Below are 18,138 nucleotides of genomic sequence, written 5' to 3'. Positions count from 1 at the left end.
AATACCCCATGCCTTGGTCATTCGGCAAGAGGTATTTGTATTTGCTTAGCGTTGATCGGTTGGTTTCGATTTGTCCGCCTTGCTCATATATTCGTCGTATCGGTCATCAAGTTCCCGTGCCATACTCCGGTATTTACGCGTCTCCTCAACAATGGGATCGATATGAGTCTGAACCCGCACCTCATATTTAGGACTGAGTCTTTCCCGCTTCTGGGCCTCATTCTCACGAATTTCGCCTTCCGTCAGCAGTTCACTGAGCTGGCGTTCCAATTCTTCGGATTGGCTCATCGCGATTTCCTCCTTCATGATGATGTTCTACGTAGAATTATAACCCGGTTGCGTCTGCTTCTTTCAGCACTTGAATAAGTTGAGAATGAATAGCTGTATTCGTCGCTGCAATATGCCGTACACTCAGGTCATAAGGTCTGCCCAATGTATCGGTAATGGTGCCGCCTGATTCCTGTACCAGCAAAGCGCCCGCTGCCACATCCCACGCATTCAAACCAATTTCGCAATAGGCCGACAGCCGTCCTGATGCTACATAAGCCAGATGCAATGCTGCCGAGCCCAGCGCCCGAATGCCGCGTACCTGAGGTGTAAGAACCTGCGTAATTTTCATATTTAGCGGTTGTGCATACGTACGATCCGGCGGGAAGCCGATGCACACCAGACTATCTCCCAGTGTTTCTTCTCTCGATGCTTGCATGCGATTGCCATGTACATAAGCGCCTTTTCCTTTTTCCGCTACAAACATTTCATCACGGGACGGATCATAGATAACCCCGACAATCACCTCTCCACGATGGGCCAATGCAATAGATACACTGTAAAAGGGCAGACTGTGCACAAAATTGGTAGTCCCGTCTACTGGATCAATAATCCATAGATATTCCTCTTCACGGGCAACCTCTAATGCGCGGGCCGAAGCTTCGGCTCCCGGCTCTACACCCTCTTCACCCAAAATAGCATGATCGGGAAAATGGGTCAGAATCAGTCTGCGAATCATCTGCTCTGCACCTTTATCTACCTCGGTCACTAGATCCGTAGGAGACTGTTTGGTATTCAAATGTTCAACAGTTCCCAGCCTGCTTTTAATCCATTCCCCGGCTTTGGATGCCGCGTTAATAGCCACGGCAGTATAGCTTTTTCCTGATACGATATAGGGAACCTTTTCGTTTTCATTTTCGTTCAACGTGTTCACTCTACTTTCTATATCATTGTTACGTGGTTTACGAAGCTGCTCTACAACACAGTCTCTTAACCATCTCTGTTTCAGTACAAGTTTGCTAGTTTACACATTCTAGTATACACAATAAGCTGCATAAAGTTTCTCTAAATGGGAGCTTTATCCGCAAAATGCTACTTTCTAAGGCATAATTTCTACGGAAGCTCCATCCAGCACTTTAACCCCATTAGCTTCCTGAAGGCGCAGTTCATTCATCAACCCGAATAACGCTTCATCCTTAAGTTTGGCTTCAAGCATGACATCAATCCGATCCGTATATCCGGCAATATTGCGCAAAAAGGTAAGCAACGGCTCCACTAGAACACCGTCCGCATGGCCCCGAGGATCTTTTTCACTTTTGGGACTGGACGCATGGATTTTGGGCGGCAATGGATGATCCACAGAAGATCCGGCTTGGGCCAATTCCCCTTTCCAGGTATCCAAAATATCCGGCCATAGCTCCCACGGCTTCTCCCCCTCATTATTCACCCATTGATGATGAATATCGAGAACCATCGGTAACCCCGTCAATTTGCAAGCCTCCAGCGTTTCCACCGCATTGAACGTTTTATCATCATTTTCCAGCGTTAACCGTTTTCTTAACGAAAGATCCAGCGCACTAACCTGCTCTACAAAACGCTGGCCTGAGGTCACCTTATCTCCGTAAGCACCACCAATATGAATGTTGTTCTTGGCTTCGGCACCGAGTCCCATGGCCTCCAGCATCGCTTTGTGGTACTTCAGATCATTAATGGAGCTCTGCAACACCTCAGGACGGGGGGTGCTTAACACTGTAAAATGATCGGGGTGAAACGATACCCTCATCCTATTCGCCTTGACATAGTTCCCAACCTCTGCAAAGTCAGCAGCAAGCGCCTGAAAAGGGTCCCAATCCCGCAGATCCTGATGGGTCGCTAGCGGAATCAGCTTGGATGAGAAACGATAGACCTGGATATCACTCGCGCGATTATGGCGCAGCAGCCTCAAAGTATTATGGAGATTTTCGGCTGCTATCCGTTCTAGCTTGCGGATTGCAGCTTCTCGGTCTCCAATCTTGTTAAAGCTGCTCAATGTCATGGTTTTAGAGGGGGATGCATTTTGAATGGTAACCGACATGGCTACATAACCGAACCTTACGATCATAGGGTGTCTTCCTTTCAGCAGTCGCAGTAGATGGTAAGGCCGCTTTCGTTCTGTGACCTAAAACCCTTTTCTACTGATCATACCCGGAAAAGCACCTGCTGATTCGGTGTTATCGCACAAATTGCAAGAAGAAAACAGCTAGGATTGCTGCTGTGCTCCAAAAAACATTTCATCCGCCAATGCGGTCTGAATTCTTGATTCCTCTTCATTCAGCTTACGAATGAGGATCATCTCAACTTCGGTCACTTCATCGCCCTGGAAATTAATTTCGGCGATACAGCCCACAATCTGCACAATGGCTACTGCCACGTTGTCCACGCTGTAAGCGATGACCTTCTGGCCTGTCGGAAACACGCGCAGCCCGGATTTAACCATTTTGCCACGTCCGTATTCCAGGAGTTCGTAAAGTTCTTGCTCGCTCTTGAATTTGCACACTGAGTTAAATTCAGTTTGAAATCCCATGTGTAGCCGCCACCTTTCATCATTAAGGGTTTAGTGTAGTGCTCAAAGATATGCCATATATATGAACAAAAAGGAGAGTGATCAGCTCCCCTTTGTTTCGTTTATGAGTTCTCGTAGTGCAGTGCCGACCTGCGCTCATAACGCTCCAGTGCAAGGGCAATCATGCGATCCAGCAAACTTGCATAGGATACGCCTGTTTCTCTCCACAGTAATGGATACATACTGAACGGTGTAAAACCAGGCATTGTATTCACTTCATTAATAAGGATATGTCCGTCCGAGCGTCTGACGAAGAAATCGGCACGTGAAATCCCGCAGCCTTCCAGAGCTCGGAATGCTTGCAATGCGGCTTCACGAATACGATCTGCCACTTCCTCATCCAACGGTGCCGGAATAAGCATTTCCGATTGGCCATCCGTATATTTGGCAGCGTAATCGTAATAATCACTCGACGATACAATTTCACCCGGTACCGAGGCAATCGGCTCATCATTGCCCAGTACACTGACCTCAATCTCACGGGCATCGACGTACTCCTCGACAATCACCTTTAGGTCAAATTGCAAAGCCAGATCTACAGCCTTTTCCAGCTCTTCTCGGTTACTGGCTTTGGAAATACCGACACTTGATCCCAGATTGGCCGGTTTGACAAAGCAAGGATAACCTAGCTCGGTTTCCATGTTGCGTACCAGATCATGACTGGTTTGGGCCCACTGTGTACTATTAAAATAACAGTATTTCACTTGCGGCAATCCTACATGCTCAAACAGCTTCTTCATGACGCCTTTATCCATACCTGCTGCCGAAGCCAGCACTCCCGCACCGACATAAGGCATATCCGCCATTTCGAACAGACCCTGAATCGTTCCGTCCTCGCCAAAGGTGCCGTGCAGCAACGGAAACAGTACATCCAGCGTCTGCTCTCCGTACAGCTTGCCGAACAATGTATCTAATGCCGCCTTGGTGCCGCCCTCTGCGCGTTCCAGCTTCAATTGCTCTACAGAAGCCAGAGGAGCGCTTAATAGCGCCCCTCTACGCCAATCGCCAGCCTTCGTAATATAAAAAGGAATAATCTCGTATTTCTCATAGTTAAAAGCGTTCATTACCGCATACGCCGTTTGCAGCGAAACCTCATGTTCGCCCGATTTGCCTCCGTACACTAGCCCTACGGTCAATTTTTGATTTGCCATGCCTATCCTCCGCTTTCCTGCTTTCGTCATTGTGACTGATTTGCATCACTGTACCTGTTATCCACCATCTCATTTAAAAATAGTCGGCGATGTGATAAAAGCGATATACCGTGTTGTCCGTCCACGCATACGAATTTTTATAGTCCCAATAACGATGTCTGGAGCTTACCGTATGTGCATTGACTAGCGGCATGCCGCCCGCATCAAAGGCCGTGACCACCGTGCTGTGCTGGAAGGTTCCGTCACCATCCCAATCGTAAAAAATGACGTCCCCCAACATGAGCTGCTCTGGGCGACTCACCTGCTCAGCAGTCAACCCCCATGAACTGGAGCCCAAATACCGCTCCAAACTGTTGGAAACTGCCCAACTGTAGCTCCACAGCTCACGTCCGGCGACCCGTCCTTTATACCACCAGCCCGATTCTCTTTTACCAGTATAGTGGATCGGTGCTCCCCCTGCAAAGAGGCATTGCGAGATATAATTGGTGCAATCCACATCAAAACCTTCAAACTCCGGATTGAAGCTATCCCACCACTGATCTGCATAGGCCGCTGCTTCTTCGCGGCGATATCGGCTGGGACGTGCTGATGAGCCGAAGCCCAGCACACCGCGATTCAGCAGCGGCAGACTTCCTCCTTGATTAAACGAAGCCTGTTCAAAAGGAACCTCTCCCCCCGCTGGCTTCCTTTCTGCCGGATCGCGCTCAATTCTCGCTACCTGCCAGGCTTCACCCTCGCGTGTGAACGTCAGACGCTCCCGTTCGATCCGATCCTCCCGGTGAGTCATCCCACCCTTCTCATAAAAGAGTCGGACATGCAGTTGTACATCTACCACAGCCTCATCCGGGGTATCCTGCACCATTCGTAGCGGCTTGGCGCGTGTCTCGCTGCGTAGGGGAACAGCATCCCGTTCGTTGTACCACTGCTCCAATCTGACCGCACGTGCTGCTCGTTCCATCCGCTGACCCACCTCCAGATACTCATCCGGCTGCGGTACACCATTCACTTCACTGCGATTGTATTGATTCACGTAAGCAAAAAGGGCCTGTTTCCATTCCCGCTCCCCCATCCCAATCCCTCCATATTCGTCCCGCTATCCTTTTCCGGGGATAACCGGAATGATGAATAACTTCCTTTCTTCCCTCTCTGGTCTGAAATGCTCTCTATCTATAAGTATGAATCTCTAAAGCTTGGTATGAACATCGAAACGCGAGGGAGCGGAACGTTTTATTTTCCAATCTGCAACGCATCATTTAGGCCAAAAAAACTTTACGGAACCGTCTGAAAACGGTATACTTAATCCAAAAGCAATCATTTTGAAATCATGTTTCATCTAATGAAACAAATTACATTCATCTCAACCTCTAACACGTTATGAAGCACTGAAGATGTAATTGAGAACGCAACCAATTTAAACCAACTGTGAAAGACGTCGAAAAAACGACATCCCTATTTTCCCCCAAGCATCCACTTCAAGGAGGTAATACTTATGTCAGGAAAAGATCAATTCTCCATCGCCCGTAGTCTGGAAGTTAACGGGAAGCCTTATCGCTACTACAGTCTTAAGGCACTGGAGGAACAAGGAAAAAGCGGTATCGCCAAGCTGCCTTTCTCCATTAAAGTATTGCTGGAAGCCGCGGTTCGACAGTTTGACGGTCGCGCCATTACGGAAGAACATGTGCAACAGCTGACAGGCTGGGCTGAGGATCGGGACACCAACAAGGAGATTCCGTTCATTCCTGCACGCATCGTGCTACAGGATTTTACCGGTGTCCCGGTGGTTGTCGATTTAGCAGCTATGCGTGATACGGTGAAAAAAGCAGGCGGGGACCCGAAGCAAATCAATCCGCTCGTTCCCGTCGATCTCGTTATCGATCACTCGGTCATGGTCGATGCTTTTGGTACCAGTGATGCGCTGGATTACAATATTAATGTAGAGTTTGAACGCAACGAGGAGCGGTACCGTTTTCTGCGTTGGGCGCAAACGGCGTTCAACAACTTCCGGGCCGTTCCGCCATCCACCGGTATCGTCCATCAGGTCAATCTGGAGTATCTCGCCTCCGTTGCCGCTACCAAAACCATTGACGGTGAAACGGTCGTCTTTCCAGATTCCCTCGTAGGAACAGACTCCCATACCACGATGATTAACGGGCTGGGTGTTGTAGGCTGGGGTGTCGGCGGGATCGAGGCAGAGGCGGGTATGCTGGGGCAGCCGCTGTATTTTGTCACTCCCGATGTGATTGGCTTCAAACTGACAGGTAGCCTGTCGGAAGGCTCCACCGCCACCGATCTGGCGCTCACTGTTACACAAATGCTGCGTAAAAAAGGCGTAGTCGGCAAATTCGTGGAATTTTACGGGCCTGGTCTGGCTAACATCAGTTTGGCTGACCGTGCGACAGTTGCCAACATGGCACCGGAATACGGCGCAACGATTGGCTTCTTCCCAGTCGATGCGGAAACGCTGGCCTACCTGCGCAGCACCGGACGTTCCGATGAGCAAGTAAGCCTCGTAGAGGAATATTACAAAGCCCAAGGCATGTTCCGCACATCCGATACACCGGACCCTGTGTTCAGTGATACCATTGAGCTGGATCTGGCTTCGGTTGTACCGAGTCTCGCCGGACCCAAACGTCCGCAGGACCGTGTTGAGCTTAGCCGCATGAAAGAAACGTTCGAAGGCATTATCCGTACCCCGGTGGACAAGGGCGGCTATGGACTGAGCGATGAAAAAATCGCACAGAAGATTCCGCTGACCCATCCGGACGGCTCCACCAGCGAGTTGGGTACAGGAGCAGTCGTTATTGCGGCTATCACAAGCTGCACGAATACATCCAATCCAAGCGTTATGCTCGGTGCGGGCTTGCTGGCCAAAAAAGCAGTGCAGCGTGGGCTCAAAAAGCCAGGCTATGTTAAAACAAGCTTGACACCGGGCTCCCTCGTCGTGACGGAATACCTGCAAAAAGCCGGATTAATCGGACCGCTCGAAGCCCTCGGCTTCCATGTAGCAGGCTACGGCTGCGCAACCTGTATCGGTAACTCCGGCCCACTTCCTGACGAAGTGAGTCAAGCCATCACAGACAATGATTTGACGGTTAGCGCAGTTATTTCTGGCAACCGGAACTTTGAAGGCCGTGTGCATGCACAGGTCAAAGCCAACTATCTCGGCTCACCGCCACTGGTTGTCGCTTATGCGCTGGCAGGCACGGTGAACATTGATTTGGTGAATGATCCTCTCGGTTACGATCAGGACAATCAGCCTGTCTACCTGAAAGATATCTGGCCCACTTCCGAGGAGATCAAGGAAGCCATCAGCCTGTCTCTCAGCCCGGATATGTTCCGTCGTAAATATGAGAATGTATTTACTGCTAACGAAAAATGGAACTCCATTCCGGTTCCTGAAGGCGAACTATATGAATGGGATGAAAAATCAACTTATATTCAAAATCCACCATTCTTTGAAAAACTTCAGGATGGCGTGCAGGATATCAAGGAAATCCGTAATGCCCGTGTGCTTGCCCTGTTGAATGATTCGGTCACAACGGACCATATCTCACCAGCAGGCAACATTGCCCCTTCAAGCCCGGCAGGACTGTACTTGAAGGAACATGGCGTGGAACGCAAGGACTTCAACTCCTACGGCTCCCGTCGCGGTAACCACGAGGTCATGATGCGCGGTACATTCGCCAACATCCGTATCCGCAACAATGTGGCTCCAGGTACTGAAGGCGGCGTGACCAAATACTTGCCAACGGATGAGGAAATGTCCATCTATGATGCATCCATGAAATATCAGGCAGCCGATCAGAACCTGATCGTCATTGCTGGTAAGGAATACGGCACAGGCAGCTCTCGTGACTGGGCGGCCAAAGGTACGCTTCTGCTGGGCGTTAAGGCTGTCATTGCCGAAAGCTTCGAGCGGATTCACCGCAGTAACCTGGTCGGCATGGGTGTACTGCCTCTGCAATTCCAGGAGGGCTATGGCTGGTCCAGCCTGGGCCTGAACGGTCGTGAAACGTTTGACATTCTTGGCATCGACAATGACGTGAAGCCTGGTCAAGAGCTTACAGTGGTGGCTAAACGCGAGGATGGCACAAAGTTCGAATTCCCGGTAATTGCCCGTCTAGACAGCACCGTCGATATCGACTACTACCACAACGGTGGTATTCTGCAAACCGTATTGCGTCAGATGATCGAAAGCTAAGTTTATGAACTTCATATGTAAAGAACCCCCGTTTTGCAGATAAAGCTGCAATCGGGGGTATTTTTTTATTTATACAAACCGAACTTAAGAGTTACCTATAGCGCCACTGCGCAGTCGGATGGTGCTTCCCATCGCCACCGCCCCCGGATTTCTTGAATAAGCCCCTAATCCAGGGTAGAAATCCGGGGACAAAAGCGACCGCTTCGCTTGTACAGCACCATTCCGCCTACTCCGTTTTGATATTCATTTTTCAAGTTCATCTTATTTATATAAAACAAAAAAAGTCGATCCCTCAGGACCGACTTCTAGCCACGTTCTCTTATAACCTTACCTTCGCACGCGAGCTACTTCGAAATATCCAGAAAGCCCTCTCCAAACACGTCCCGCACGTCATGAATGGTAATGAATGCTGCTGTGTCGATGGCTTTCACTATCTTTTTAAGCGCTGACACCTCTTGTTTACTAATGACGATATACAGCACTTCTTTTGGATTTTTAGTGTAATATCCGTGGCCTGACAGGACGGTAACTCCACGATCCATTTTTGTGATAACCATCTCGGCAATTTTATCTTGGTGCTCCGAAATGATCATGACCGCTTTTTTCGGGTTCAGTCCTTCGATCATGAAGTCCATCACCTTTGTACCAACGTACAAAATAACGATAGTTAGCATCAATTTTTCCGGACCAATAATAAAATAGGAAGAGAATGCGACAATCAAATCAAAAAACAGCAAGCCATAGCTGATATTCCAATCCAGATACTTGTTGGCAATCCGGGCTAAAATGACCGTTCCCGCCGTAGTGCCACCTACCCGTACGATTAAGCCAATGCCGACCCCCACCAAAACTCCGGCAAATACAGCATTAATCGTCGGCTCATGCGAATCAATCCGCCAGTTGACCGTTAAATGTAAAAACAGCGAGTTAAAAGCGACCGCAATTATAGTGTACAGGGTCGTTCTCTTGTCCAAAAATTTATATCCGACAATCAACAGCAAGCCATTGATCACCAGATTGACGATCGAGGGAGACCACTGAAACAGGTAGTACAAAATGATCGTAACCCCTGTAACGCCCCCCTCGCCAAACTCATTCGGGATCACAAACAGATTAACAGCTAGCGCGAAAAAAAACGCACCCAGAATAATAAATGCGATATCTGCAATACTTTTTTTCATATATGCTCTAATCCTTTCTATAACATTTCAAAGGATGAATCGCCAGATGGATTGGCTGACTCTTGTTGCCAAAATACGCTGACAACCAGTTCATGGTATCTACTACCAAACATAAAGTCAATACAACTTTGACACTTTAATTCGCCACCAGACTGCCTCAATCCTGACTTGGATTCCGCAAAATTCTCCTTTTACAAGGTTATTCGACAAAAAAACACAATCCCGACTACTAAACTAAGAAAACGGGCCTCTAGCCCTTGTTTTAGACCTAGGCACATTTTCCTCTAAAACGACCATCCTCCTAATCGACATTTTGGACACATATGACCATCTTCCTGTTTTATGTCAAAAGCGTTTTACTTTGAAAAAATGTGGGTATAATGATTGAAACATTACCAAGCAACCTACATAGCATTACGACATCAAGTACATACAAATAGTCCTATACAGACGTTCTAAGCAACTCAATCTGAATTTGACAATATGGAATTGGAGGAATGACCTACATGAATACAATGAACTTAACCGTCCACACCCTGATGCCCTTTCACCACCAATACCAACGTGCCAACGCGGTGAGTATGCAGAAGAAAGAAGATAGCTCGGAAAAGAAGCTCAGCTTTCAGGACATTTTAAATGAAAAAATGGGTAAAAAATAAGGCGCCGTTTATCCGGTTGCATGATCCGCTTTACATAAGCTAAAAAGCCGTAGTTTCCTACATCGACTGTAGAGAACCACGGCTTTTTTAATTCATTTGTTCCTAAACTCACACGTTCGTCTTACTGACCTCCATCCCGATACTGCTCTGCCTTCTCACGCATCCCGGCAGCTACTGCTTCTTGAGTGTTCAGCCCCTTATCCGCTGCATAGGCGCGAATGTCCTGCGTGATGCGCATACTACAAAATTTGGGACCACACATCGAGCAAAAATGTGCTTCCTTGGCGCCCTCTGCCGGTAGCGTTTCATCATGGTAAGACAAGGCCCGCTCGGGATCAAGCGACAGATTGAACTGATCCCGCCACCGGAACTCAAAGCGTGCCTTGGACAAAGCATCATCCCGCTGCTGCGCCCGTGGATGACCCTTCGCCAGATCGGCAGCATGTGCCGCAATTTTGTAGGTAATGACACCCTCGCGGACATCATCCTTATTGGGCAGACCCAAATGCTCCTTAGGCGTAACATAGCACAGCATGGACGTCCCGAACCAACCGATCATCGCCGCCCCGATGGCTGAAGTAATATGATCATATCCGGGGGCAATATCCGTCGTGAGCGGTCCCAAGGTATAGAAAGGAGCTTCCTTACAAATCTCCATTTGTAAATCCACATTCTCTTTGATTTTATGCATAGGGACATGTCCTGGCCCTTCAATCATAACCTGAACATCGTGCTTCCATGCGATTTGCGTTAGCTCGCCCAACGTTTCTAGCTCTGCAAACTGTGCTTCATCATTCGCATCATAGATACTACCTGGACGTAGACCATCCCCGAGAGAAAAGGCCACATCATAGGCTTTCATAATTTCGCAGATTTCTTCAAAATGCGTATACAAAAAATTCTCCTGATGGTGCGCAAGGCACCAGGCTGCCATGATCGACCCGCCCCGGGATACAATTCCCGTCATTCTATTCGCCGTCATCGGTATATATCGCAGCAATACACCCGCATGAATTGTAAAATAGTCCACTCCCTGCTCCGCTTGCTCAATCAGCGTATCGCGATACAGCTCCCACGTCAGCGCTTCTGCTTCGCCGTTCACCTTTTCAAGTGCCTGATACAGCGGTACAGTCCCAATCGGTACAGGAGAATTCCGAATGATCCATTCACGTGTTGTATGGATATTACGGCCTGTGGACAGGTCCATAACCGTATCGGAGCCCCAACGCACAGCCCAGGTCATTTTTTCCACTTCCTCCTCGATGGAGGAGGTAACCGCAGAATTACCAATGTTCGCATTGATCTTCACGTGAAAATGACGCCCAATGACCATTGGCTCACTTTCCGGGTGATTGATATTCGAAGGCAAAATGGCTCGTCCAGCCGCCAATTCCTGCCGTACAAACTCAGGCTCGACCCCTTCGCGGATCGCCGCAAATTCCATTTCGGGCGTAATGATCCCTCGCCGTGCATAATGCATTTGCGTCACTGTACGCCCTTGCGAAGCACGAAGCGGACGGTTGGTCACGCCGGGAAATTCCACTGTCTCCCGTTTGGAGCCAGGTTTCAGTCCATTATCCTCCGGCTTGACGGCGCGTCCCTCGTAAGCCTCCACATCGCCCCGTTCCAGTGCCCAAGCTCGCCGTAATGGAGGCAGGCCCTGACGGATATCGACCTGATAGGCTTGGTCGGTCATGGGACCGCTTGTATCATATACACGCAATGGCTCATGATGCTCCGTGCCCTGCGGCGTATGTGTAGGATGAAGAGCAATTTCGCGCTCTGGCACGGCAATGTCCGGCCGTGAGCCTTGACTATATACCTTACGGCTCCCTGGAAAGGGCGTTACCCCACTGGCTTGCTCCCTGTTTGTCTTCTCTACCTCAACTTCTTTTGTTCCTACCAATCTTACTTCTGCTGATTTCAATTCTGTTCCTTTTGTTCCTTCTGCTTCTGTCGGCTTCATTGTCCATTCCTCCCGTTTCGATGAAATGACACACCGATCCGGAACCATTCCCAGGGTGGCGCTGATCTATGCAAAAAAGCCGGTTCCCCAGGGAACCGGCTAATCTAACGAGACAGCTATCCAGACAGTACGCATATGGAGTAATCCATTCCAATGCGCCACTGAAGACAGCAGCCGCGTATACATTTCAATGGCCGATTACTTCCCTACGCTGGTATGATCCAGATCAGGTGCAAAGGGTCCGGAATCTTGCACGATTCCATCTCAGCCCGGCATTACAGGCTCCCCCAGTAACTGTGATACTTCTATTCACATGAGGCGGATATAACAGACATCCCGCCTTCCTTACCAGACTACTTCAAATTTATGGCTTTGGCAACCCTTTTAGGTTCCCTTTACCAAGGAGACGTTCCCCATCAAATCACTCTGCTTGCTTCAACTGTGTTCATTCTTGTTACGGGAGCATAAGCCCCATTTCCTTCGCCGCTTCGATCAAAATCGGAGCAAAGTCATGTAGCGTCTCGGGTGCAAGTCGACTGACCGGGCCAGATACAGATAAAGCCGCAGTGACCTGTCCCTTCCGGTTCACAATTGGCGCTGCCACAGCAGCAGCCCCTGGTTCCCGTTCTTCATAGCTGGTCGCATAGCCTTTCTCGCGAATGTCCTGCAGCTGGGCTTTATAGACCTCCGGGTCTACTGAGGGCGGCCATTCATCCCCGCTTAGCAGGGCTTCCAGCTCCTGCGGCGGCATAAAGGCCGCCAGCACCTTGCTGGAGGCCCCTACAGCCAGCGGCATACGCGCACCTACAGGCGCGACCCTGCGGATCGCCTGATTGCTCTGCACGGCTTGTATGCGAATACGCATGCTGCCGTCCCGTAAGTACAAGCTGACCGTCTCACCCAGACGGTCACGTAGTCCTTCCATTGCAGGTTGTAACAGCACCGCCGGCTCGTCACTTTGGGACAAATGCGTGGATAGCTCCCAAATGCGGAAGCCCAGTCGATATTTTTCCGTTTCGGCATTCCGAACGACAAAGCCCCGATCCTCCAACGTAGTCAGCAGCCGATGAACCGTGCTTTTATGTAGACCAATTTTGGAGGCAATCTCCGTCAGGCCAAGATCCGAATTTGCGGTAAAACACAGCAGTATATCAAGTGCACGCTCTACAGCGCGAACGGTTAATTTACGGTCTTCCATCGTGAACCGCTCCTCTTGTATCCATATTCGTTTCACACTATGAAACATGGTTACATAAATTATATAGAATAGTCGCGGCTACTGTAAACCGATGTTTTTGTGACAACCATATTACAGAACGAGAACAAACATCGACAATTCTTTGCATCATTTTTACTTTTCCGGTTCAGGCGTTGACTTTGGATAATCCCCATCATACGATAATAGGTATCTATACGGACCTACACTACTATTTTCAAGTGGAATTATACCTAAATTCTATGAAACGAAGATCAATTTTATATAAGGAGGCTCTTACATGATTTCGACATCCCAGCGCAACGCTCAGCTACAGACCGCTGTTCAGGAGCCGTCCACCCCACTCTTTAATCCCCGTCTGCTGCGGTTCAAGCACGTTGTGATTGCTCTGCTGCTGTCGGTCGTCTTTTTTCTGTTGTTTTGTTTTATTGCCTTGCATGCTTACATCGCATGGGTACTTACGAATCCCACCGTTGCACCACTGTACTCTAATCCGATGCAGGCCAAAAACATGCCTTATGAGGAAGTCAGCTTCCCTGCCAAGGATGGTAGCCGCATCGTACAAGGCTGGTATATCCCGGCGGATCAATCGCGGAAAACGATTATTTTCAGTCATGGCTATGGGGCTAACCGCGAAGAAAGCTGGATTCCCATGTATGATCTGGCGCATTATGCCCACAGTTTGAACTTTAATGTGGTCATGTTCGATTATGGATTTGCGTCACAAAACAGCAAAGCAGTCGCAACCGGAGGCAAAGCAGAATCCCAACAGCTCCTCGGAGCAATTCAGCTTGCGAAGCAACGCGGCTCGTCGGAGATTATCGTATGGGGCTTCTCCATGGGGGCAGGAACCGCTCTTCAGGCGGGCTTGCAAACCAAGGATGTGGACGCAATGATTTTGGACAGCACCTTCCTGCTGGAGCCGGATACGCTGTACCATAACATTCACAATCAAATTAATCTGCCAAGACATCCGTCTTTGGAAATTCTGGAGTTGCTGTTTCCAGTCTTGAACGGCACCAGCTTGCATCAGATTCCATATCAGGAGGTTAAAAAGGAAAACTATCCGTTCCCGATCATGTTTGTGCATGGTACACAGGATGAAAAAGCTCCTTATCCTATTGCGGAAAAGCTCGCTGCCAATCAAACCAACCCGCTTTCCAGTGTATGGATTGTCAAAAACGGGATACATGAGCTTATTTTCAGAGAGCACCCTCGTGAATATTTGCGACGGGTATCGACGTTTCTAAGCAGTGTACAGGAGCTGGAGGACAAGAAAACCATCGCTGATGCCCACAAACAAACGACTACGAAGTAAAGAATTATTTTTCGAAGAACTGTATTCTATTCTTCCCCTTGAAGAAGCCTGTCTATGGACACTTAACCCGTGCCGTAGCTGGGCTTCTTTTTCGTTTTCCATGGGTATTTATTGTTTTACGTAACAGATGTGACCGGATTAAGGGAGTTCATAGACATATTCCTGATGAGACAGCGAATATACTGGGTACGTATGCATCCAGGGCAGATCTGCCAGATCGGCCGGATAGCCATAGTAGGATACGGGAGGTAAAAAAACGATGCTGAGTACTTATGGGTCTTTTCTGCCCTTACGTGTGCTGGAGGAAATTCGGCATTGGAAGCAGCAGGAAAGTTGGCATGTGGAAGTGATTAAATCCGCTACCGAGGGACTGGAGCCTACTTATGTACGGCTGCTGGATGATTGGCGGACTGTATTCGAACAGACGGAACGCACCGCCATAGAGTTGCTTGAAGAGCAACGGAGCGCGCTCGATCCGGCAGATCAGGCGTGGCATCAGGAATGGAAACAGATGTCGGCTGCTCCACAAGCACATACACACGAATTCACTGAACATTCAAAACAGTCAAGGGGATTAGACGCATCATCATCTGTAAAGATGCCATTGTCAGAGTCAGCCTCAAACTCTCAGCTTGACTCACAAGAATTAAATCGTCGACTGGACGATTTGCTGCAAACCGCAAACCGTCAGTCACAGGAGTATGTACGGCAGCTCGGGCTGCTAAGCGAGCACAGTCATGCATTGCGTCAGCAGCCAAAAGCCGCCGGAATTGTATTACACGCGGCACATGAAAGCCAATATTTCCTGATCTCGACAACCCCCTTTCAGGAACCTGGCTCCATCGCAAGGGCTGCTAGGTTGTATCATGTAGCTACAGAGGGTGAGAATTACCCAGAGGAAGCGTTTCGAGAACGGCAGGCAGGCATAAGGGGAGAAGGCGCATGGACCACTAAAGGCGTCAAGTCCAGCCAGGCGCAACCTTCGGCAACGGAAAAAACCTCAATCGGCCGGTCGGTTCCTATTGGGGGACATCGGCTACCGCCGCTCCCTTACCCCTATAATGCGCTTGAACCGTATATTGATGAGAAAACGATGCGTATTCACCATGACAAGCATCATTTGAGCTATGTGAATGACCTGAACAAAGCGGAAAAGAAACTGGAAGAAGCCCGAAAAACAGGTGATTTTGACCTCGTAAAGCATTGGGAACGAGAACTGGCATTTAACGGTGCAGGCCATTATCTGCATACTCTTTTTTGGACGATCATGAGTCCACAAGGCGGTGGGAACCCTAGCGGGCCGCTGGCTGAACAGATTAAAAAGGATTTTGGCAGCTACGATGCATTCAAAAAGCAATTCAGTTCGGCGGCCGAGAAGGTTGAGGGCGGCGGCTGGGCGATACTGGTGTGGAGTCCGCGCGCGGGACGGCTTGAAATTTTGCAAGCCGAAAAGCACCAGAATCTGACTCAGTGGGAGTCCATTCCGCTGCTGGCGATTGATGTGTGGGAACACGCATATTACTTAAAGCATCAGGCCGAACGCAACAAATATATCGAAGACTGGTGGCATGTCGTTAACTGGCCTGAAGTGGAAGCACGCTACGATCAAGCCTCCAAGCTGAGATGGCAACCCTTCTAAGCTTCTAAGCTAAAGACAAACTATACCTGCAAATCGTATCGCTCTCTGAGCGCTGCCATTTGTTCGGTCAATCCTTCCGGTTGTACCAGCCAGCCATCGGCAGGTAAAACGGCTGTCCGGCTCTCAACGACACGGCGCAGAGATGCCACGTACGCCTCAACAGATGGCACTCCAGCCAGCTCTGCCAGGCTACCCATCGTTGCTGGATTCACCCGAGGGTAATTCTGCTGCTGCACGCCCGCCGGCGTATCTCCGGCTGCCTCTGTATAGAACTCCTGTACCGCCTGTGCACGCTCTACACCACTGCCCTCAATCATCACGAAAGCTGTGATGATATACGCCTTGGCTTGGCGCCGCTGTGCAATGCCGCAAAACTTGCGGCCTCGGACGCTGACATCGTAATCCCCGGGACAGAAGGACCCGGGGATTTCTCCGGTCTGCGCCTCGCCAGACCACGGAACCAGCGCATCGGCAATTAGCGCTGCCATGAGCCGAAAATCCTCATGCAGGCTGATGGCCCGCTGTGGATTCGGCAGGATCAAGGACAGGTTCAGCACCCCCCTGTCCAGCATGACGGCTGCTCCACCCGAGGGGCGTACGCATACCGAGGTTCCCGTGCTGCGCACTCGCTCCATCGCCTGTGGGGCGTAGGGAAGCCTGCGGTCCCGGTGACCGATCACAAGCGCTGACGGATGCCGCCATAGATGCAAAATGGGTGCAGCTCCTTTCCCTACTTGCCGACAGGCCAGCTCCTCCCAAGCCAGCGGAGACAAAACGTCCTCCTGAGTGGCCGCGAGTGGCGCTTCAAACCACTGCAATTCAGGCAAAGCTGTTGTTTTTTCTGTTGATCTATGTACATTCTCCATACGTTATCCCCTATCTGTAAAAATAGCTGTTATCCATAGGCTAATTGTATTTTAAGGCGGCTATCCCGTCGTCTCTATTTCTGATGTTAACAAAAAAAGGTGGCTACGCCTATGCGTAAACCACCCTTTTTTTGTTCATCACATAAACGTCTTGCGATGTTCGATCAATCCTTGAGCAGCGACAGAAATTCTGCGCGCTGCGCTGCATCATCACGAAACGTACCACGTACCGCAGACGTTACCGTTTTGCTACCAGGCTTTTTGACACCTCTTGCACACATGCACAGGTGCTCGCCTTCCACGACCACCATAACCCCGTGAGCGGAGACTGCTTCATTTAAAATATCAGCGATCTGTGATGTAATACGCTCCTGTACCTGCAATCGGCGGGTCACTGCCTCTACCAGACGTGCAAGCTTGCTCAGTCCTACAATTTTGCCGCTGGGTACATAGCCGATATGCACTTTTCCGAAGAAAGGAGCCATATGGTGCTCACACTGGCTGTAATAAACGATGTCCTTCACGATCACAAGCTCCTCGTGATTCTCGTCAAATGTCACACCCAACGCATCCCGGGGATCAACCTCATAACCCGCAAATATTTCCTCATACATGCGCGCAACGCGTGCCGGTGTTTCCAACAACCCTTCACGCTTGGGGTCCTCACCGATCAGTTGTAAAATCTGCTCCACATGGTACTCGATTTTATCCCGGTTATCCGCAGCTTTGCGGTTAATATAATCTTTTACGCCAGCCACAGTAATCCTCCTCTATGCAGCAACCTCATGCGGCATCCGTGCTCACGTTGCTCATTATTTCCGACGGCCCTGATTTTTACGCGGACCAGGCTGATTTTTGGAGAACTGTTGGTTCTTCATCATCTGCTGGGCTTTTTGCATTTGTTTCCCATTCAGGTTGTAACCCATCTGTTTGGCCATTTTTTGCAGCGTTTCAGGGTCGTTTTGCATCTTTTCAAGCTGTTTACGAAGATAATAAGCACCGATGAAAAATCCCCCAACCAAACCAGCAATCAGGGTAATAATCGGAATGACAATATTCCACACCACGAAGT

16 protein-coding genes and 1 riboswitch are annotated in these 18,138 nt (G+C 49.5%); of the genes, 4 read left to right on the top strand and 12 right to left on the bottom strand.

All coding sequences use genetic code 11. From position 1 onward, the window contains the following. Nucleotides 1–45: 45 nt before the first annotated feature. The 6 genes from MHI21_RS04030 to MHI21_RS04005 all read right to left on the bottom strand — a co-directional run bounded on the left by MHI21_RS04030 (nucleotide 46) and on the right by MHI21_RS04005 (nucleotide 5,089). Nucleotides 46–288: a hypothetical protein gene (locus tag MHI21_RS04030; protein WP_029515768.1), complete on the bottom strand. Its 243-nt coding sequence runs from the start codon at nucleotides 286–288 to the stop codon at nucleotides 46–48. A 37-nt stretch (nucleotides 289–325) separates the two neighbouring features. After that, nucleotides 326–1,192 (bottom strand): inositol monophosphatase family protein, encoded by an 867-nt coding sequence (locus MHI21_RS04025; RefSeq protein WP_341162278.1) that lies wholly within the window; start codon nucleotides 1,190–1,192, stop codon nucleotides 326–328. A gap of 174 nt (nucleotides 1,193–1,366) precedes the next feature. Beyond that, nucleotides 1,367–2,368 carry a UV DNA damage repair endonuclease UvsE gene (uvsE, locus tag MHI21_RS04020; protein WP_342419484.1) on the bottom strand — a complete coding sequence of 334 codons (1,002 nt, stop codon included), beginning with the start codon at nucleotides 2,366–2,368 and terminating at the stop codon, nucleotides 1,367–1,369. 138 nt (nucleotides 2,369–2,506) lie between these two features. Next, entirely contained in the window at nucleotides 2,507–2,830 is a 324-nt protein-coding gene (locus tag MHI21_RS04015; RefSeq protein ID WP_007428793.1) for a hypothetical protein, read from the bottom strand. Nucleotides 2,831–2,931: 101 nt separating this feature from the next. After that, entirely contained in the window at nucleotides 2,932–4,020 is a 1,089-nt protein-coding gene (locus MHI21_RS04010; protein WP_342419483.1) for a D-alanine--D-alanine ligase, read from the bottom strand. 73 nt (nucleotides 4,021–4,093) lie between these two features. Continuing rightward, nucleotides 4,094–5,089, bottom strand: a complete 996-nt coding sequence (locus tag MHI21_RS04005; RefSeq protein WP_342419482.1) for an amidase domain-containing protein — start codon at nucleotides 5,087–5,089, stop codon at nucleotides 4,094–4,096. 420 nt (nucleotides 5,090–5,509) lie between these two features. Between MHI21_RS04005 and acnA the strand changes: the two genes are divergently transcribed. Continuing rightward, nucleotides 5,510–8,221, top strand: a complete 2,712-nt coding sequence (acnA, locus tag MHI21_RS04000; RefSeq protein ID WP_342419481.1) for an aconitate hydratase AcnA — start codon at nucleotides 5,510–5,512, stop codon at nucleotides 8,219–8,221. 344 nt (nucleotides 8,222–8,565) lie between these two features. Here acnA and MHI21_RS03995 read toward each other — a convergent pair whose 3' ends face one another. Continuing rightward, complete coding sequence (locus MHI21_RS03995; protein WP_023987004.1) at nucleotides 8,566–9,402, bottom strand: YitT family protein; 837 nt, start codon at nucleotides 9,400–9,402, stop codon at nucleotides 8,566–8,568. A 506-nt stretch (nucleotides 9,403–9,908) separates the two neighbouring features. Between MHI21_RS03995 and MHI21_RS03990 the strand changes: the two genes are divergently transcribed. Then, nucleotides 9,909–10,061: a hypothetical protein gene (locus MHI21_RS03990; protein WP_010348453.1), complete on the top strand. Its 153-nt coding sequence runs from the start codon at nucleotides 9,909–9,911 to the stop codon at nucleotides 10,059–10,061. 121 nt (nucleotides 10,062–10,182) lie between these two features. Here the strand turns inward: MHI21_RS03990 and thiC are convergent, their stop codons facing one another. Both thiC and MHI21_RS03980 read right to left on the bottom strand, forming a co-directional pair. Beyond that, a complete protein-coding gene (thiC, locus tag MHI21_RS03985) occupies nucleotides 10,183–12,027 on the bottom strand; it encodes a phosphomethylpyrimidine synthase ThiC (protein WP_342419480.1) in 1,845 nt (614 codons plus the stop codon). Nucleotides 12,028–12,213: 186 nt separating this feature from the next. Next, a riboswitch (TPP riboswitch) is annotated at nucleotides 12,214–12,326 on the bottom strand. Between the two features lie 155 nt (nucleotides 12,327–12,481). Further along, nucleotides 12,482–13,225: an IclR family transcriptional regulator gene (locus MHI21_RS03980; protein WP_061831535.1), complete on the bottom strand. Its 744-nt coding sequence runs from the start codon at nucleotides 13,223–13,225 to the stop codon at nucleotides 12,482–12,484. Nucleotides 13,226–13,523: 298 nt separating this feature from the next. Between MHI21_RS03980 and MHI21_RS03975 the strand changes: the two genes are divergently transcribed. Further along, complete coding sequence (locus MHI21_RS03975) at nucleotides 13,524–14,561, top strand: alpha/beta hydrolase (RefSeq protein ID WP_341162283.1); 1,038 nt, start codon at nucleotides 13,524–13,526, stop codon at nucleotides 14,559–14,561. Nucleotides 14,562–14,820: 259 nt separating this feature from the next. Next, nucleotides 14,821–16,200, top strand: coding sequence for a Fe-Mn family superoxide dismutase (locus MHI21_RS03970; protein ID WP_341162284.1), 1,380 nt, complete (start codon nucleotides 14,821–14,823; stop codon nucleotides 16,198–16,200). A 20-nt stretch (nucleotides 16,201–16,220) separates the two neighbouring features. On the opposite strand, the gene MHI21_RS03965 is transcribed toward MHI21_RS03970, so the two are convergent. From MHI21_RS03965 to MHI21_RS03955, 3 genes are all read right to left on the bottom strand, one after another. Continuing rightward, entirely contained in the window at nucleotides 16,221–17,066 is an 846-nt protein-coding gene (locus MHI21_RS03965) for a lipoate--protein ligase family protein (protein ID WP_342419479.1), read from the bottom strand. A 164-nt stretch (nucleotides 17,067–17,230) separates the two neighbouring features. After that, complete coding sequence (gene folE / locus MHI21_RS03960) at nucleotides 17,231–17,824, bottom strand: GTP cyclohydrolase I FolE (protein ID WP_013308743.1); 594 nt, start codon at nucleotides 17,822–17,824, stop codon at nucleotides 17,231–17,233. A 54-nt stretch (nucleotides 17,825–17,878) separates the two neighbouring features. Further along, the gene (locus tag MHI21_RS03955; protein WP_013308742.1) at nucleotides 17,879–18,133 is read right to left on the bottom strand and encodes a YneF family protein; all 255 of its coding nucleotides are present in this window, start codon (nucleotides 18,131–18,133) and stop codon (nucleotides 17,879–17,881) included. Nucleotides 18,134–18,138: the final 5 nt, after the last annotated feature.

Origin of the sequence: Paenibacillus sp. FSL H8-0168 (genome assembly GCF_038592955.1) — a bacterium.
Classification (GTDB): Bacteria; Bacillota; Bacilli; order Paenibacillales; family Paenibacillaceae; genus Paenibacillus; species Paenibacillus polymyxa_B.
The sequence above is the reverse complement of the archived record's forward strand: the minus strand, read 5'-3'. Positions and strand labels throughout refer to the sequence as shown.

Coding starts and splice junctions, on each gene's coding strand:
- MHI21_RS04030 (WP_029515768.1), bottom strand. CDS start 288: ATGAGCCAATCCGAAGAATTGGAACGCCAGCTCAGTGAACTGCTGACG.
- uvsE (WP_342419484.1), bottom strand. CDS start 2,368: ATGATCGTAAGGTTCGGTTATGTAGCCATGTCGGTTACCATTCAAAAT.
- MHI21_RS04015 (WP_007428793.1), bottom strand. CDS start 2,830: ATGGGATTTCAAACTGAATTTAACTCAGTGTGCAAATTCAAGAGCGAG.
- MHI21_RS04010 (WP_342419483.1), bottom strand. CDS start 4,020: ATGGCAAATCAAAAATTGACCGTAGGGCTAGTGTACGGAGGCAAATCG.
- MHI21_RS04005 (WP_342419482.1), bottom strand. CDS start 5,089: ATGGGGGAGCGGGAATGGAAACAGGCCCTTTTTGCTTACGTGAATCAA.
- acnA (WP_342419481.1), top strand. CDS start 5,510: ATGTCAGGAAAAGATCAATTCTCCATCGCCCGTAGTCTGGAAGTTAAC.
- MHI21_RS03995 (WP_023987004.1), bottom strand. CDS start 9,402: ATGAAAAAAAGTATTGCAGATATCGCATTTATTATTCTGGGTGCGTTT.
- MHI21_RS03990 (WP_010348453.1), top strand. CDS start 9,909: ATGAATACAATGAACTTAACCGTCCACACCCTGATGCCCTTTCACCAC.
- thiC (WP_342419480.1), bottom strand. CDS start 12,027: ATGAAGCCGACAGAAGCAGAAGGAACAAAAGGAACAGAATTGAAATCA.
- MHI21_RS03980 (WP_061831535.1), bottom strand. CDS start 13,225: ATGGAAGACCGTAAATTAACCGTTCGCGCTGTAGAGCGTGCACTTGAT.
- MHI21_RS03975 (WP_341162283.1), top strand. CDS start 13,524: ATGATTTCGACATCCCAGCGCAACGCTCAGCTACAGACCGCTGTTCAG.
- MHI21_RS03970 (WP_341162284.1), top strand. CDS start 14,821: ATGCTGAGTACTTATGGGTCTTTTCTGCCCTTACGTGTGCTGGAGGAA.
- MHI21_RS03965 (WP_342419479.1), bottom strand. CDS start 17,066: ATGGAGAATGTACATAGATCAACAGAAAAAACAACAGCTTTGCCTGAA.